We start from the raw sequence: 12857 nt of genomic DNA on the forward strand, positions 1-12857 counted from the left end.
TTTATTTTTAAAACGCTTTATTATTGACTCTTAGGCTGGATTAGTCCTGCCACTTTCCTGCCACCAAGCGCTCATGTGGGTTAAAGTTAACCTTGTAATTCATCTTGCCGCACTGATCAATTTGATAGCCTAAATATAGCCATTGTTTACCTGTCGCCTTTGCTAATAAAAGCTGCTGTAAAATAGCATAGGTACCTAAGGAATTGTGTAGAAAATTGGGGTCATAAAAGCAATACATGGCGCTCATACTATTAGCCATCACATCGGTGACGGCTACCGCGATAAGGGTGTCATTAAGATAAAACTCGAGAAAGGTGGGGGTTAACCAAGCACTGGTTATAAAACCATCATATTGAGATTGGCTGGCGGGAAACATGGCGCCATCACTGTGTAAGGTATTAATGTAACGTTCGTACAATGGATAATAATCCGGTCGTGGTTGATGGCTAACCCGCATTTCAATGTGCTTATTTTTTTTGAGTAAGCGTTTTTGGCTTTTACTTACCTTAAATAATTGGCTATCAATACGTATTGATTGGCAAGCCTGACATGTTTGACAGTGTGGTCGATATACGTCATTACCACTGCGACGAAAGCCATTGAGTAATAAGACTTCATAACCTGCTTGGCTGTGTAATTGGTCATCTTGGACAACAAGAATTTGTTCTTGCTGCTCGCTAAGGTAACTGCAAGGCATTGGCGGCGTTAAGGCTACTTTAATCATATTATAGTGTTCCTATGTGCTGGCCTTATCTATTAAGTCTAATACAAGCGCTTGAGGCTGCCATAGATGCTGGTTCGCGGTAACGTCTCGGTTATTGAGTTGCTTGATAAATGTGTCACGACTAATTTCTGTTGCCCCTAATGAGGCCAAGTGTTCATTATGTAATTGGCAGTCGATCAGCTTACAGCCCATATCTGCGAGGTGTTGCTGTAGACCGATAAAGGCGATCTTAGAGGCATCGGTAATAGTATGAAACATCGACTCCCCACAGAAAATATCGCCAATATATAAGCCATATAAACCGCCAACTAATTGCTCCTCTTGCCAGACTTCAATAGAGTGTGCAAAGCCCATTTCATGCAGTTGTAAATATGCGTTTTGCATCGAATCTGTTATCCAAGTCTCACCTGAATAGCCACGAGGCTCTGCGCAAGATTCAATCACCTCTGCAAATGCATGGTTGATAGACAGGCTAAAGTTTTGGCGACGATAAGATTTACGTAAGCTACGTGATATATGCATTGCACCTGGGATTAATACCATGCGTTGACTCGGTGACCACCAAAGAATAGGCTGATCTTCTTCAAACCAAGGAAAGATACCTTGTTGATACGCATTTATAAGCCGCTCAGGGCTGAGATCGCCACCCATAGCAAGTAAACCATCGGGTTCGCTTAACGCGGTGTTGACTGGTGGAAAATAAGTTAAGTCGTGAGTAAGTTCAGGTAAATAGATTGGCATATAGGGGGATCTTGAAAAAGGAGGAGGTTTGAAAAAGGTGATACCTTGGGTATCACCTTAGCAGAATAAACGGATTAATCGCCTAATCCATCAAGAAAACGTTCGGCATCTAATGCTGCCATGCAGCCTGTTCCAGCTGACGTAATTGCTTGACGGTAAATGTGGTCAGAAACATCACCAGCAGCAAACACACCAGGGATAGTTGTTTGTGTCGCGAAGCCTTCTGTACCTGAATTTACTTTCAAGTAGCCATCTTTCATGGTTAATTGATCAGTGAATAAATCCGTGTTTGGCTGATGACCGATAGCGATAAAGGCACCCATTACATCAAGGTCGTTGGTTTCGTCAGTACGTGTATCACGCATACGGACACCGGTTACACCCATCTCATCACCTAATACTTCATCAAGTGTTTTGTTCAGGTGCAATGTAATATTACCGTTGGCTACTTTTTCTTGTAAGCGCTTGGTTAAGATTTTTTCACTGCGGAATTCTTCACGACGGTGAATTAAATGCACTTCAGAAGCGATATTTGATAGATAAAGCGCTTCTTCAACGGCGGTGTTACCACCACCAACAACTGCCACTTTTTGATTGCGGTAGAAGAAACCATCACAGGTCGCACAAGCTGATACGCCACGGCCTTTAAATGCTTCTTCTGAAGGTAAACCAAGGTATTTCGCTGATGCGCCAGTACAAATGATGAGCGCATCGCATGTGTACTCAACATCATTGCCTTTTAATTTAAATGGGCGAACTGATAAATCAACATCGTTGATATGATCAAAAATGATCTCAGCTTCAAAACGCTCAGCGTGTGCTTTCATACGCTCCATCAATGCAGGACCCGTTAGCCCTTCAGCATCACCCGGCCAGTTTTCAACTTCAGTCGTAGTGGTTAGTTGACCACCTTGCTGCATACCGGTGATTACTACAGGGTTTAGATTTGCACGAGCAGCATAAACCGCTGCGGTATATCCTGCTGGACCTGAGCCTAATATAAGTAGACGGCAGTGTTTTGTATTACTCATTACGATTCCTTAATACCAATAATTGAGGTCAATTGTAAAAACTTTGTGGCGCGGGGTAAATAGTAGAGTAAAAATATAATTTTAAAATGCATAATAATGCAAAAATAGTGAAAACCGCGATTCAGCTATATATTTTGCATATCCCCCCTTTCAATGGAATTAATGTTCTGTTAATGTCTAATTAAGCCACCGAAACGTCTATTTTGGTGGCTTAGAAATAAAACATCGATGTTAGCCTATTGTTATGTAAGCGGTGTCTTTGTAAATATTATGTGTCTCTAGAGACGAGAACGCATAACATAAGCCTCGTAAATTGAATTATTGTAGGCTATTATAATCTTGGTTAGGATTTAGCTAGTACTTTAAGTTAATTCTAACTATTGCGTATTCAAATGAATGGATTATTTGAAAAACAAAGTTTTACTGGGATGTAAAAGGGTGGAAATGATGATGGAAGTAAAAACTCGACCAATGAAGGAACTAGATCGAATCGACCGTAATATTCTTAATGAATTACAAAAAGACGGCCGAATTTCCAATGTAGAGTTGTCGAAACGTGTAGGATTAAGTCCAACACCATGTTTAGAGCGTGTGCGTCGCTTAGAACGCCAAGGTTATATTACAGGTTATACCGCAATTCTAAATCCACAATTTCTTGATGCTTCATTGCTTGTTTTTGTTGAAATCACTTTAAACCGTGGTGCTGCTGATGTATTTGAGCAATTCAATAAAGCGGTTCAAGAGCTTGAAGAAATTCAAGAGTGTCATTTAGTATCTGGCGACTTCGATTATTTATTAAAAACACGTGTATCTGATATGTCAGCTTACCGTCGTTTACTTGGTGAAACGCTATTACGTTTACCGGGTGTTAATGACACTCGTACTTATGTTGTTATGGAAGAAGTAAAACAAAGTAACCGTTTAGTTATTAAAACGCGTTAATTTAACTTATAGCACATAATCTTTTAGCGTAATCCTAGATTAACGCAAATAAAATGATAAATAATCAACAAGCGGCATATTGCCGCTTGTTTTGTTTCTAGCATTTATTTAAAGTTGATAGCTCATATACCAAGTTACCTTTATTCGGTTTGCTGATTGTGCATCTTGCAGTAACTTAGGTATAGTAGATAACGTAAAACCGTCGCCTTCAAGAGTCATAAATCAAGATGAACAAATTTAATTTAGCTATTCCATCTAAATATCTTGCCCCATTATCAGGTATCCAGCGCGTTTTTGAAGTTGGATTCATTTTTTCTACCTTTATCGCTTGCTATGCAATGGTCGCATTAGTGACTTTTGATCCTGCAGACCCCTCGTGGTCCCAAACTAGCTGGGAAGGGCCTGTAAAGAATGCCGCTGGCTCACTCGGTGCGTGGATGGGCGATGTTTTATTCTTCACTTTTGGTCTTTATGCTTATGCAATACCACTCGCATTTGTCTCATTGGCTTGGTTTATCTTTTGGCGTCCGAGACAACTTGATGAAATAGACTTTTTTACTGTTGGTTTACGCATGATTGGCGCATTATTGCTGTTAATCGGTGTTTGTGGACTGGCATCTGTTAATTTTGATGATCTTTATTACTTTTCATCAGGTGGTTTAATTGGAGATGTTGTTGAACAAGCGATCAGTGAGTTATTTGGTATATTGGGTTCAACACTTATTTTACTGAGCTTTGTTGCGATTGGTTTTACGCTGTTAACAGGGATATCCTGGTTAACAATTGTTGATATGCTTGGTGCGAGCGTGATTAATGCCTGCCAATTTGTTGTCGATAAAGTGAAAGAGTTCAGTAATCGACCGGCGAAAACGGAAGTAAATGAAGACGCGTTGGTATCTGAGGATGAATATCAAGCTTCTGTACCGAAAACACGTACTCCCTCTGTAAATGCTCAGGGTGAAAGCGAAAAAGTGATACCTGAACAAGCGGATAAACCACTGACCGATGAATATAATGATGCAGTTAATATATCATTCACAGCCGTTGATGAGCTTATACCATGCCAAGAACCGTCAAACTCAGCATTCGATGTTGCTGAGTTTGAGCATATGCAGGACGATTATCCTGCTGATAATGATATTAAAACTGACAATAATGGTGTTATCGAATCTAACAACTTACATACGCAAAGCTTTAATAACCAGAGCGCTGAAGAATCTACTGCCGTAGAGAAAAGTACTGACCTGCAACTGGATGAGCCTGCTTTAGCGCCAGTATTCCAAATTAATAATAATGGCTCTGATAATGGTTTTGAAATTGTCGGTGACCAAGTTGTATCAACGAACCCGCTGCAATTTAAAGAAAAGCCGTTAACCTTACTACCGGGTTTAGAGTTATTAGATAAGCCTGATAAGAAAATTAATCCGATATCTCAAGCTGAACTAGACCATGTTGCGCGCTTAGTCGAAGAAAAATTACTCGAATTTAATATTAAAGCACAAGTTGTCGATGTACACCCTGGACCCGTTATTACGCGTTTTGAACTAAATTTAGCACCAGGTATTAAAGTCAGTAAGATCTCGGCATTATCGAAAGATTTAGCCCGCTCATTATCTGCAATGAGTGTTCGTATTGTCGAAGTTATCCCAGGAAAATCGGTTATTGGTCTTGAACTGCCGAACAAGTATAGAGAAACCGTGTTTCTTTCTGATGTGATGTCGAGTCCATCATTTACGGAAGCTAAATCAAAAACTTCAATGGTATTGGGTCATGATATTGCAGGTGATTCTGTGGTGGTTGATCTGGCTAAGATGCCACATCTATTGGTTGCGGGTACTACGGGCTCGGGTAAATCGGTTGGTGTGAACGTGATGATTATGAGTTTACTTTATAAGGCCTCGCCAGAAGAAGTCCGCATGATCATGATTGATCCTAAAATGTTGGAACTTTCGGTGTATGAAGGTATCCCACATCTATTAACTGAAGTTGTTACCGATATGAAAGATGCGGCTAATTCGTTGCGCTGGTGTGTGGGTGAGATGGAACGTCGTTATAAATTATTATCAGCGGTAGGCGTTCGTAACCTCGCAGGCTTTAATAGTAAAATACAACAAGCGATTGATGCTGGTCAGCCAATACTCGACCCATTATGGAAGCCGGGCGATAGTATGGACGAGACCGCACCTGCCTTGATTAAACTGCCTGCGATTGTGGTTATCGTGGATGAGTTTGCCGATATGATGATGATTGTCGGTAAAAAAGTTGAAGAGTTAATAGCGCGTATCGCCCAAAAAGCCCGTGCTGCCGGTATCCATTTAATCTTAGCGACCCAGCGTCCTTCTGTTGATGTGATCACGGGGTTAATTAAAGCGAATATTCCAACGCGTATTGCGTTTCAAGTATCAAGTAAAATTGATTCTCGTACCATTCTTGATCAAGCTGGTGCTGAGACACTATTAGGTATGGGTGATATGTTGTATCAGCCAGCTGGTACCAGTGTGCCAATTCGTGTTCATGGTGCATTTGTTGACGATCATGAAGTTCATCGTGTTGTAGCAGATTGGAAATTACGTGGTGAACCGAATTATATTGACGAAATTTTAAATGGTGAAGCAACGGCTGATACTTTACTACCCGGTGAAGTCGCAGAAGGTTCATCCGATGTTGATGAGTTATTTGATCAAGCGGTATACCATGTAACAGAAACACGCCGAGGTTCAGTATCGGGCGTACAACGTAAGTTTAAAATCGGTTATAACCGTGCCGCACGTATCGTCGAAGAGATGGAAGTGCAGGGCATTGTGAGTTCACCTGGACATAACGGTAATCGAGAAGTATTGGCGCCACCGCCTCCGAAGGATTAATTTATGAAACAGAAAATATCACTAAAAAAAATCGTAGCAACTGCAGTACTCATGACTGCATCAATGCTAACGCACGCACAAAGTGTTAAAGAAGAGCTACAAGGTCAACTTGCTCAGTTAAAACCATTCAGTGCTGACTTTACACAAACCGTTACGTCTGCTGAGGGGGATAACTTATCGACAGCGCAAGGCTCTATGCAATTACAGCGCCCGAATCAGTTTCGTTGGGAAACTGTGTCACCTGATGAGCAATTGATTGTCTCGAACGGTGAAAGTTTGTGGTTTTACAATCCGTTTGTTGAACAAGTTAGTATTTACTCACTTAAAGATGCGATTGCAAATACACCCTTTATGTTAATTGCAGGCTCAGAGCAAGCTGCATGGGGAAATTATCGCGTCACTAAAAAGGCGGGTGTTTATACTGTTATCACGCCTAATGATCCTACTGCGGCTGTATTTACTTTACAATTTAAGCAAGGTGAAATGTCACAATTCTCGGTGCAAGAGCAACAAGGTCAACATAGCCTGTTTGCGTTAACAAATCATAAGACAATGAATAAGATGGATCCTGCGTTGTTTAACTTTATTATCCCGGAAGATACAGATATAGATGATCAACGCTAATGAATAATACGATGTCACTTGATTTTAGTCCTGATTTTCAACCACTCGCAGCAAGAATGCGACCAGAGAAAATGTCGCAATATATTGGTCAAACTCACATTCTTGGTGAGGGTAAACCTTTACATCGTGCATTACTGGCTGGTCATGCTCACTCAATGATTTTATGGGGGCCACCTGGTACAGGTAAAACCACGATCGCAGAGATGATTGCCCATTACTGTGATGCTAGAGTAGAGCGGGTACATGCCGTTACATCGGGTATTAAAGATATTCGTTTAGCGATAGAAAAAGCCAAAGATAATGCCATCCAAGGCTATCGCACCATTTTATTTGTGGATGAAGTACATCGCTTTAATAAAAGCCAGCAAGATGCATTTTTACCACATATCGAAGATGGCACGATTATCTTTATCGGTGCAACGACCGAAAACCCGTCATTTGAATTAAACAACGCGTTATTATCACGTGCGCGTGTGTATGTACTGAAAAAATTAACCGTTGACGAGATCCAACGAGTTGTTGATCAAGCGCTGACTGATACGCGAGGTCTTGTTAATGTTAAATTTAACTTTGCGTTAGGTGTGAAAGAAAAGCTCTGTGAGTTAGCTGATGGCGATGCCAGAAAGAGCCTTAATTATCTCGAGCTATTAAATGATATGGCTGAAGACGAAGGGCAAGGAAAATTTATTACCCTTGAAAGGCTGATGTCTGTTGTCGGTCGAAAAGTGAATAGCTTTGATAGCAAAGGTGAGCTTTATTACGATTTGATGTCTGCCCTGCATAAGTCAATTCGTGGTTCATCTCCCGATGCCGCTTTATATTGGTTTGCACGTATGCTGGCAGGTGGTTGTGATCCATTGCATATAGCACGACGTCTGCTTGCTATTGCGTCAGAAGATATCGGTAATGCGGATCCAAGGGCGATGCAAGTTGCTGTATCGGCATGGGATTGTTTTAGCCGTGTTGGCGCTTATGAAGGTGAAAGAGCGATTGCCCAAGCGATCGTGTATCTCGCATCCGCGGCCAAAAGTAACTCGGTTTATACTGCATTCTCACAAGCGAAAATGTTAGTACAAGAACAACCTGACTTTGATGTACCCCTGCATTTACGTAATGCGCCAACTAAGCTAATGTCCGATCTTGGTTATGGTGATGACTATCGTTATGCTCATGATGAAGTAGGCGCGTATGCACCGGGTGAATGTTATATGCCAGAAGCATTGCAAGGTACTAAGTTATACCATCCTGTTGATCGCGGCGTTGAAAAGCAAATTAAGCAAAAACTTGATTACTTGCATCAGCTCGATATCAATAGTCCAAGACAACGTTATAAATAAACACGGTACTTTAATTAATGAACACAGAACTATCAATGAATAAAGCAGGGCACTATCAATGAATAATTTAGCATTATACGGTTTTGTTGCACTTGGCGGTGCAACAGGTGCGGTATTACGGACTGTTATTGCCCAGACTGCAACGGCGGTACTGGGCAAGGGTTTTCCTTTCGGTACACTAATTGTTAATATTTTAGGTTCGTTATTGATGGGCGTATTGTTCGCCCTACTTGATGACAACATCATTGCAGAAACACCTTGGCGCCAACTTATAGGTTTAGGTTTCTTAGGTGCGTTGACGACATTTTCGACATTTTCGATGGATTCTTTGTTGTTATTACAGCAAGGTGAGTGGTTAAAAGCAGGGCTAAATGTATCTTTAAACGTATTCGTGTGTATTTTTGTTGCATATTTAGGTATGCGCTTAGTATTTCGAGCATAAAGACCCGTATTTTAAGTATAAATACCGTGATGAAAGAGTAAATACACGTTAAAATAATACGTGTTAATAATACCAACAGATATTTTGGGCCCAGTGCAAGGAAATCGCACTCAGGTCGAAATAAAACAAGCAGAGTAGGTAAAGAATGTTAGATCCTAAATTTCTTCGAGCAGACTTAGAAGAAGCTAAACAGCGTTTAGCGAGCCGTGGTTTTGAACTAGACGTTGATACAATCAAATCATTAGAAGAACAGCGTAAAGCATTACAGATCCGTACAGAGCAATTACAGAATGATCGTAACGTACGTTCTAAATCCATTGGTAAAGCAAAAGCAAGTGGTGAAGATATTCAACCACTATTAGCTGAAGTGGGAAAATTAGGCGAAGAACTTGATTCGGCTAAAGCTGAACTCGCTGAGTTACTCACTAAAATTGAAGATATTGCACTATCGCTACCAAACCTGCCACATCCATCTGCGCCACTAGGTAAAGATGAAGATGACAATGTGGAGTTAAAGCGTTGGGGTCAACCAAAAGAATTTGATTTTGAAATTAAAGATCATGTTGATGTAGGCGAAGCGCTTAACGGTCTGGATTTTAAAAACGCAGTTAAAATTACCGGTTCACGTTTCATTGTTATGCGTGGCCAGATTGCACGTATGCACCGTGCTATTGCGCAATTTATGCTTGATACGCACACAGAAGAACACGGTTATACAGAATTATATGTACCTTACCTTGTTAACGCTGATTCGCTATACGGCACTGGTCAATTACCTAAATTCGGTGAAGACCTATTCCACACAAAACCTGCAACAGAAGAAGGTCAAGGTCTAAGCCTGATCCCAACTGCTGAAGTACCTGTGACGAATACTGCACGTGATACTATTACTGACGAAGCTGATCTACCTGTACGTTTGACTGCACATACACCTTGTTTCCGAAGTGAAGCGGGTTCTTATGGTCGTGATACTCGTGGTCTAATTCGTCAGCATCAGTTTGATAAAGTTGAGATGGTGCAATTAGCACACCCTGAAAAATCATACGAAGCACTTGAAGAGATGCGTCAGCACGCTGAAAACATCTTAATCAAGCTTAACTTGCCATACCGTGTAGTGACATTGTGTACGGGTGATATGGGCTTTGGCGCAACGAAAACATATGACCTAGAAGTATGGGTTCCTGCACAGAAAACGTACCGTGAAATTTCTTCAGTATCTAACTGTGAAGATTTCCAAGCACGCCGTTTACAAGCACGTACACGTCTTAAAGACAATAAGAAGCCTGTGCTACTACACACTCTAAACGGTTCGGGTTTAGCGGTAGGTCGTACGTTAGTCGCGATTCTAGAGAATTACCAGCTTGCTGATGGCCGTGTTGAAGTACCTGAAGCATTACAAGGCTACATGGGCGGTCTAACGCACATGGGTTAATCTGACCGCTAATAAAGAGTCGATTAAATAAAAGCCCCGCTGAGTTATGCGAACAACTCAGCGGGGCTTTTTGGTTTCTGGTTTAACAAAATCCCTTCATTAATTATTCAATATAATGGGACTCGTGTTAACAGGAACGCTAACTAGAGCGTCGATTAAAGGCATTTCGCTGGTTTAGGCAATCCCGCTATTTTGGTTGCTTGTTTCGCAGGGCCTTTAGGAAACAGCTTATATAAATAGATGCTGTTACCTTTATCTGCCCCCAGTTTCTTCGCCATTGCTTTTACTAATGCGCGGATAGCAGGTGAGGTATTGTATTCAAGGTAAAAATTACGCACGAAATGAACAACTTCCCAATGAGCTGGGCTAAGGCTGATACCTTCTTGCTCAGCAATAATTGGCGCAAGTGCTTCACTCCAATCGTTAGAGTTAAGTAAATAACCCAGTTTGTCGGTTGCGATTTCTTGTTCATTGATAATTAACATAGGCATAAACTAATCTTAGAGGGAAAACAAAAAAGCCTCGTCAAACGAGGCTTTTCACTATTTATAAATATAACTTCTTATGTATAGTATAACTTAAATCAATTCTCTATGAGTAGAGTTTGAATTAACGGGACTTAACTAATAAGGCGTTAGATCTACTTTATCAACACTAACAACGAGATTAGTCGTCGCTACTCATAATACCTAAGATTTGTAATAAGCTAACAAAGATATTATATAGTGACACAAAGATAGTGACAGTCGCTGAGATATAGCTTGTTTCACCACCGTGAATGATAGAACTTGTTTGCATCAAGATAGCGCCAGATGAAAACAGAATAAACATAGCACTGATTGCTAGACTAAGTGCTGGAATTTGTAAAAATATGTTACCAATCATAGCCACGATAAGTACGACAAAACCTGCCATCATCATGCCACTAAGAAAAGACATATCCTTTTTGGTTGTTAGCACATATGCAGACAGAGCAAAGAAAGTAAATGCAGTACCAGCAAGTGCTAATACGACAACATCACCCATACCCGCGCCTAAGTACATGTTAATTAATGGGCCAACGGTATAACCTAAGAAACCTGTGAATAAAAATACAAATAAAATACCCATTGAGTTGTTGCGGTTTTTCTCTGTTAGGTACATCAATCCGTACACACCAATTAGGGTAATGATGATACCTGGAGAAGGTAAGTTTAATGTAACCACTGCGCTAGCAACTAACGCTGAAAACGCTAGTGTCATCGCTAATAGCATATAGGTGTTTTTAAGCACCTTATTCGTCGCGAGTACGCTTGCCTGCGACTGAGTCTGAATCGTACGTTGTTGCATGGTGTCTTTTCCTTAATTATTAACACAGCTAGTTAGATTGTCAGTATACCCTAAAGTTCCGACATAATATGACAATATAGTTAATTTATAGCCAAATAAGCTAAAAACAAGCCTTTCTGCTTAAAAATGTGATTAAATTTTAAAAACACTTTATTTTTAGGTCAAACGCTGTATTATACGCTCCATTGCTGCGGAGGGGTGGCAGAGTGGCCGAATGCACTGGTCTTGAAAACCAGCAGGGGTTAATAGCTCCTCGAGAGTTCAAATCTCTCCTCCTCCGCCATCTATATAGAGAAAGGCGCTATCTGAAAAGATAGCGCCTTTTTTGCATTTTAGCATCCCTCATCCATCTCATTTTGACCGTTAATATCCTCACGAGTTTGGTTTAGGCGAATTTCTTGTTTTGCTCGTATACTGCCCCGTTCCGCTAACATAACATTTGCTTATATCTGCTCATATCAATTCGCACACCCTCTTTGTTGGATTACAGCGCGAAGCGAGTGAAAAGTAAACGGTTAGATCGTTGAGCGTGTTTTTTTAGCTTATAGACATTTACAATACTCAATCATATCTCTATTATACGCTCATTGCTGCGGAGGGGTGGCAGAGTGGCCGAATGCACTGGTCTTGAAAACCAGCAGGGGTTAATAGCTCCTCGAGAGTTCAAATCTCTCCTCCTCCGCCATCTATATAGAGAAAGGCGCTACCTGAAAAGGTAGCGCCTTTTTTGCATCTTAAGCCTTATTTTTCTTTCATCACGCCACTGCTTCGTTGTCATTTAGCTATTATTCTTCAGCGTAGTTTATTCTCACCGTTATTTTGTTGATAAATATATCGAATCTGACGTTTTTTAAACACTTGTGTTATTCTGTCGCTAGAAAATTGATCGAGTTGGTTTTATTTTGTGCGAAGTTTGAAGGTTTGGTCTTTTTACTTTACAACTGGACGGTGTATCTCTATTATACGCTCCATTGCTGCGGAGGGGTGGCAGAGTGGCCGAATGCACTGGTCTTGAAAACCAGCAGGGGTTAATAGCTCCTCGAGAGTTCAAATCTCTCCTCCTCCGCCATCTATATAGAGAAGCCGGTACTTATTCATTTAAGTACCGGCTTTTTGCTATCTGGTATTATTTAATCTCTCTAATTTATTCAGCTTCTTCAAGTAATGCGGCACGTTGTGCATTCCATCGTTTTCGTTGTTCGTAGTAATAATCCCAAACACAAGGGCAGCAAGCGCCGCCACCACAACAATCATCATCTGCGGGTGGGTAGGGTTTTTCTATTAACTCAGGTTGCGGTTTTTCCATTGATTTATCCTTTTCGCTAGCGTTAGGCAAAATGTAACATATTTTGAATGGCATTGATCAAATCAGTGGTGGTTAATTAATAAGC

Annotated in this window: 12 protein-coding genes and 3 tRNA genes; 9 read left to right on the forward strand and 6 right to left on the reverse strand. The window is 40.8% G+C overall.

What is annotated here, in order from left to right; translation table 11 throughout:
• Nucleotides 1–40 precede the first annotated feature (40 nt).
• The 3 genes from HWV03_RS05135 to trxB form a co-directional block, all read right to left on the reverse strand.
• On the reverse strand, nt 41–724 hold the full coding sequence (locus HWV03_RS05135) for an arginyltransferase (RefSeq protein ID WP_211678794.1): 684 nt from the start codon (nt 722–724) through the stop codon (nt 41–43).
• 12 nt (nt 725–736) lie between these two features.
• On the reverse strand, nt 737–1465 hold the full coding sequence (aat, locus tag HWV03_RS05140; protein ID WP_211678795.1) for a leucyl/phenylalanyl-tRNA--protein transferase: 729 nt from the start codon (nt 1463–1465) through the stop codon (nt 737–739).
• Nucleotides 1466–1539: 74 nt separating this feature from the next.
• Nucleotides 1540–2496, reverse strand: a complete 957-nt coding sequence (gene trxB, locus HWV03_RS05145; protein ID WP_067040162.1) for a thioredoxin-disulfide reductase — start codon at nt 2494–2496, stop codon at nt 1540–1542.
• A 447-nt stretch (nt 2497–2943) separates the two neighbouring features.
• Between trxB and lrp the strand changes: the two genes are divergently transcribed.
• From lrp to serS, 6 genes are all read left to right on the forward strand, one after another.
• The gene (lrp, locus tag HWV03_RS05150) at nt 2944–3438 is read left to right on the forward strand and encodes a leucine-responsive transcriptional regulator Lrp (RefSeq protein WP_019440948.1); all 495 of its coding nucleotides are present in this window, start codon (nt 2944–2946) and stop codon (nt 3436–3438) included.
• Between the two features lie 227 nt (nt 3439–3665).
• Complete coding sequence (locus HWV03_RS05155; RefSeq protein WP_211678796.1) at nt 3666–6302, forward strand: DNA translocase FtsK; 2637 nt, start codon at nt 3666–3668, stop codon at nt 6300–6302.
• 3 nt (nt 6303–6305) lie between these two features.
• Nucleotides 6306–6926, forward strand: a complete 621-nt coding sequence (gene lolA, locus HWV03_RS05160) for an outer membrane lipoprotein chaperone LolA (RefSeq protein WP_211678797.1) — start codon at nt 6306–6308, stop codon at nt 6924–6926.
• On the forward strand, nt 6926–8263 hold the full coding sequence (locus HWV03_RS05165; protein WP_211678798.1) for a replication-associated recombination protein A: 1338 nt from the start codon (nt 6926–6928) through the stop codon (nt 8261–8263). Before lolA ends, HWV03_RS05165 begins: the two co-directional genes overlap by 1 nt.
• Nucleotides 8264–8321: 58 nt before the next feature.
• Nucleotides 8322–8705, forward strand: a complete 384-nt coding sequence (gene crcB / locus HWV03_RS05170) for a fluoride efflux transporter CrcB (protein WP_211674390.1) — start codon at nt 8322–8324, stop codon at nt 8703–8705.
• A gap of 145 nt (nt 8706–8850) precedes the next feature.
• A complete protein-coding gene (serS, locus tag HWV03_RS05175; protein ID WP_211678799.1) occupies nt 8851–10137 on the forward strand; it encodes a serine--tRNA ligase in 1287 nt (428 codons plus the stop codon).
• 155 nt (nt 10138–10292) lie between these two features.
• Here serS and HWV03_RS05180 read toward each other — a convergent pair whose 3' ends face one another.
• Nucleotides 10293–10622 (reverse strand): TusE/DsrC/DsvC family sulfur relay protein, encoded by a 330-nt coding sequence (locus tag HWV03_RS05180; RefSeq protein ID WP_211680015.1) that lies wholly within the window; start codon nt 10620–10622, stop codon nt 10293–10295.
• 181 nt (nt 10623–10803) lie between these two features.
• Nucleotides 10804–11466, reverse strand: a complete 663-nt coding sequence (locus tag HWV03_RS05185) for a Bax inhibitor-1 family protein (protein WP_211678800.1) — start codon at nt 11464–11466, stop codon at nt 10804–10806.
• 192 nt (nt 11467–11658) lie between these two features.
• Here HWV03_RS05185 and HWV03_RS05190 point away from each other — a divergent pair.
• The 3 genes from HWV03_RS05190 to HWV03_RS05200 all read left to right on the forward strand — a co-directional run bounded on the left by HWV03_RS05190 (nt 11659) and on the right by HWV03_RS05200 (nt 12535).
• A tRNA-Ser gene (locus HWV03_RS05190) sits at nt 11659–11749 on the forward strand.
• A 311-nt stretch (nt 11750–12060) separates the two neighbouring features.
• Nucleotides 12061–12151 (forward strand) — tRNA-Ser (locus HWV03_RS05195).
• A 293-nt stretch (nt 12152–12444) separates the two neighbouring features.
• A tRNA-Ser gene (locus HWV03_RS05200) sits at nt 12445–12535 on the forward strand.
• A 75-nt stretch (nt 12536–12610) separates the two neighbouring features.
• Here HWV03_RS05200 and HWV03_RS05205 read toward each other — a convergent pair.
• Nucleotides 12611–12772 carry an oxidoreductase-like domain-containing protein gene (locus HWV03_RS05205; protein ID WP_211678801.1) on the reverse strand — a complete coding sequence of 54 codons (162 nt, stop codon included), beginning with the start codon at nt 12770–12772 and terminating at the stop codon, nt 12611–12613.
• Nucleotides 12773–12857 lie beyond the last annotated feature (85 nt).

The organism is Moritella sp. 36, assembly GCF_018219415.1.
GTDB lineage: Bacteria > Pseudomonadota > Gammaproteobacteria > Enterobacterales > Moritellaceae > Moritella.

Excerpts from the sequence above, each read along its gene's own strand:
- HWV03_RS05135 (WP_211678794.1), bottom strand. The coding sequence starts at position 724 with ATGATTAAAGTAGCCTTAACGCCGCCAATGCCTTGCAGTTACCTTAGC.
- aat (WP_211678795.1), bottom strand. The coding sequence starts at position 1,465 with ATGCCAATCTATTTACCTGAACTTACTCACGACTTAACTTATTTTCCA.
- trxB (WP_067040162.1), bottom strand. The coding sequence starts at position 2,496 with ATGAGTAATACAAAACACTGCCGTCTACTTATATTAGGCTCAGGTCCA.
- lrp (WP_019440948.1), top strand. The coding sequence starts at position 2,944 with ATGATGGAAGTAAAAACTCGACCAATGAAGGAACTAGATCGAATCGAC.
- HWV03_RS05155 (WP_211678796.1), top strand. The coding sequence starts at position 3,666 with ATGAACAAATTTAATTTAGCTATTCCATCTAAATATCTTGCCCCATTA.
- lolA (WP_211678797.1), top strand. The coding sequence starts at position 6,306 with ATGAAACAGAAAATATCACTAAAAAAAATCGTAGCAACTGCAGTACTC.
- HWV03_RS05165 (WP_211678798.1), top strand. The coding sequence starts at position 6,926 with ATGAATAATACGATGTCACTTGATTTTAGTCCTGATTTTCAACCACTC.
- crcB (WP_211674390.1), top strand. The coding sequence starts at position 8,322 with ATGAATAATTTAGCATTATACGGTTTTGTTGCACTTGGCGGTGCAACA.
- serS (WP_211678799.1), top strand. The coding sequence starts at position 8,851 with ATGTTAGATCCTAAATTTCTTCGAGCAGACTTAGAAGAAGCTAAACAG.
- HWV03_RS05180 (WP_211680015.1), bottom strand. The coding sequence starts at position 10,622 with ATGTTAATTATCAATGAACAAGAAATCGCAACCGACAAACTGGGTTAT.
- HWV03_RS05185 (WP_211678800.1), bottom strand. The coding sequence starts at position 11,466 with ATGCAACAACGTACGATTCAGACTCAGTCGCAGGCAAGCGTACTCGCG.
- HWV03_RS05205 (WP_211678801.1), bottom strand. The coding sequence starts at position 12,772 with ATGGAAAAACCGCAACCTGAGTTAATAGAAAAACCCTACCCACCCGCA.